Origin of the sequence: Ramlibacter sp. WS9 (genome assembly GCF_003797765.1) — a bacterium.
In the GTDB taxonomy this organism is placed as follows: Bacteria; Pseudomonadota; Gammaproteobacteria; order Burkholderiales; family Burkholderiaceae_C; genus Ramlibacter.
Window position 1 is genome coordinate 1 of the sequence record NZ_RKMB01000072.1, and the last position, 2,632, is coordinate 2,632.

At 66.3% G+C, this 2,632-nt stretch carries 2 protein-coding genes; both read left to right on the forward strand.

The annotated features are described in order from the left end of the window. Positions 1-116 precede the first annotated feature (116 nt). Positions 117-1,646 carry an IS21 family transposase gene (gene istA / locus EEB15_RS32885; RefSeq protein ID WP_141514208.1) on the forward strand — a complete coding sequence of 510 codons (1,530 nt, stop codon included), beginning with the start codon at positions 117-119 and terminating at the stop codon, positions 1,644-1,646. Continuing rightward, positions 1,636-2,439 carry an IS21-like element helper ATPase IstB gene (gene istB / locus EEB15_RS32890; protein ID WP_141514209.1) on the forward strand — a complete coding sequence of 268 codons (804 nt, stop codon included), beginning with the start codon at positions 1,636-1,638 and terminating at the stop codon, positions 2,437-2,439. Before istA ends, istB begins: the two co-directional genes overlap by 11 nt. The last annotated feature ends 193 nt before the right edge of the window (positions 2,440-2,632 follow it).

Sequence of the window (2,632 nt, forward strand, 5' to 3'; positions counted from 1 at the left end):
TTGTTGGCGCCGGCCGAAAACTGACCCACCTTTGAGGGATCTGCCGCTTCAAAACTGACCCGGGTGTTCAACCTACCCTGCTGCTTTATTAGGCAGGGGACAAAGGAGTGATCACCATGGCCATGATTGGCAAAGTTCGGCGGCTGCGGTTGCGCCAGAAGAAGTCAGTGAGGGAGATTGCGCGGCTGACCAGCCTGTCGCGCAACACGGTGCGCAAGTGGCTCAGGGCGCCGGCGGTGGCTGCTGAGCCCAAGTACATTCGCAGCGCGCGGGCGACCAAGCTCAGCGCGTACCACGAGGAGCTGGAGCAGGCCCTGAAGGCTGATGCGCTGCGACCCAAGCGCGAGCGGCGCACGGCACGGGCGCTGCATGCGCAGATCAAGGCGAGGGGCTACGAGGGCGGCTACACGCGGGTCACCGACTTCATCCGGCAGTGGCGGCACAGCGTGGGCCAGGGCGTGGCTGTCAAGGCCTTCGTGCCGCTGGCTTTCGAGCTGGGCGAGGCGTTCCAGTTCGACTGGAGCGAAGAGGGCCTGGTCGTGGGCGGCATGTACCGGCGCATGCAGGTGTCACACATGAAGCTGTGCGCTAGCCGCGCGTTCTGGCTGGTCGCCTACCCCAGCCAGGGCCACGAGATGCTGTTCGATGCGCACACCCGCAGCTTCGCGGCATTGGGCGGCATCGCCCGGCGGGGCATCTATGACAACATGAAGACGGCCGTGGACAAGGTCTTGAAGGGCAAGGGCCGTGTCGTCAACGCGCGCTTTGCCGTCATGTGTGCGCACTACCTGGTGGACGCGGACTTCTGCAACGTCGCCTCGGGCTGGGAGAAAGGGGTGGTCGAGAAGAACGTGCAGGACAGCCGCCGGCGCATCTGGATCGATGCGGCCCAGAGGCGCTTTGGCTCCTTCGTCGAACTCAACGCCTGGCTGGGCGAGAGGTGCCGTGCGCTGTGGCAGGAGATTCGCCACCCCGAGCACAAGCAGTTCAGCGTGGCCGAGATGCTCGAACACGAACGCACTCACCTGATGCCCATGCCGCAGCCGTTCGACGGCTATGTCGAGAAGCCCGCGCGCGTCTCCAGTACCTGCCTGGTGTCGGTGGCCAGGAACCGCTACTCGGTGCCCTGCGAGCTGGCCGGTCAGATGGTCAGCACGCGGCTGTATCCGCACCGGGTGGCCATCGTGGCGGGCGATGCCATCGTTGCCAGCCACGAGCGCCTTGGCAACGAGAGCCAGACCCGCTACGACTGGCAGCACTACATCCCGCTGGTGCAAAGGAAGCCCGGGGCGCTGCGCAACGGGGCGCCGTTCGCCGACCTGCCCGAGGTGCTGCAGCAATTGCGCCGCGGCCTGCTGCGCGAGAGCGGCGGTGACAAAGCCATGGCGCAGGTGCTGGCCCTCGTGCCCACGGCCGGGCTGGACGCGGTGTTGGTGGCCGTGGAGCTGGCGCTGGAGAGCGGGCCGCCCTCAGGGCGGGTGAGCGTCGAGCATGTGGTCAACGTGCTGGGACGGCTCAATGCCCGCCCGATGCCGCAGAACATCGAGACGGCGCTGCGGGTGCTGGAGCCGCCGCTGGCCAACACGGCGCGCTACGACAGCCTGCGCGCGCAGGACAGCACCGAGGAGGCCGGCCATGACGCGTGACTTGACGCTCGAACTCAAACAGCTGCGCCTGCACGGCATGGCCGGTGCCTGGGCCGATCTGGCCGAGCAAGGGGCCAACGCCGGGTTGGACAGCTCGCGCTGGTTGCTCGAACACCTGCTGGCCGCCGAAGGCACGGATCGCGCAATGCGCTCGGTGAGCCACCAGATGCACTCGGCCAAGTTCCCGGCGCACCGCGATCTGGCCGGCTTTGACTTCGAGGCCTCACCGGTGGATCGCAAGCTGGTGCATCAGTTGGCCGACCTGTCGTTCACCCAGAAGGCGCACAACGCTGTCCTGGTCGGAGGGCCGGGCACAGGCAAGACGCATCTGGCCACGGCCCTGGGCGTGTCGGGCATCACGCGGCACGGCATGCGGGTGAGGTTCTACTCCACCGTCGATCTGGTCAACGCGCTGGAGCAGGAGAAGAGCCAAGGCAAGGCCGGGCGCATCGCGACAAGTTTGCTGCGCATGGACTTGGTCGTCCTCGACGAGCTGGGCTATCTGCCCTTCAGCCAGGCCGGCGGCGCCTTGCTGTTTCACCTGCTGTCCAAGCTGTACGAGCACACCAGCGTGCTGATCACGACCAACCTGACGTTTGCCGAGTGGTCCAGCGTGTTCGGCGACGCGAAGATGACCACCGCGCTGCTGGACCGGCTCACGCATCACTGCCACATCGTGGAGACGGGCAATGAGTCGCACCGCTTCCTGCACAGCACCAAGGAGGCCAAGAAGCGCATCAAGGCGCGCGAGCAGGCCCGCAAGGGCGACAAGGCGACCGCGCAGCCATTCTGAGCGGCGCGCGCGGGGAAAGCCGCTTCGGGCTACGCCCTACGCGGCATTCCCCGCGCGGTCACACTGCATTGAGGAGGTCAACAAACAGGGCAAACAACTACACTTATGCACAGCCGACCATCAAGCGGTCGGCTCTTCACCCCGGGTCAGAATTCAATCGGCAGGGTGGGTCAATATTCAACCGGCGCGGACA

Coding starts and splice junctions, on each gene's coding strand:
- istA (WP_141514208.1), top strand. CDS start 117: ATGGCCATGATTGGCAAAGTTCGGCGGCTGCGGTTGCGCCAGAAGAAG.
- istB (WP_141514209.1), top strand. CDS start 1,636: ATGACGCGTGACTTGACGCTCGAACTCAAACAGCTGCGCCTGCACGGC.